Source organism: Sulfitobacter sp. HI0027, from assembly GCF_001634775.1.
GTDB lineage: Bacteria > Pseudomonadota > Alphaproteobacteria > Rhodobacterales > Rhodobacteraceae > Sulfitobacter.
This window is the reverse complement of record NZ_LWER01000185.1, coordinates 1-230: the sequence shown is the minus strand read 5'-3', so window position 1 is coordinate 230 and position 230 is coordinate 1. Positions and strand designations below refer to the sequence as shown.

Annotated in this window: 1 pseudogene; it reads right to left on the bottom strand. The window is 63.9% G+C overall.

Going from position 1 to position 230, the window contains the following annotated elements:
• A pseudogene (locus tag A3722_RS11965) lies at positions 1 to 230 on the bottom strand (peptidylprolyl isomerase); the annotation flags it as partial.

Genomic DNA, 230 nt, shown 5'->3' with positions numbered 1-230 from the left:
TCAGCCTCAGTCCGGCTCTGCGCGATCCGCTCGGCCAGCGCATTCACCTGATCGGCGTTTTGCGGCGGGGCGGGGATGATGATCTCGGACAAAAGCACGCGCAGGCCATTGTTGCCCCGGCTGCTGCCAAGGGCGCGGTCGACCTCTTCGTCGGTGATGTCGACACGGCCATTATAGCGCGCGCGGATCAGATCACGCCACGCGGCGCTGATCACGATGAAGTCACGAAA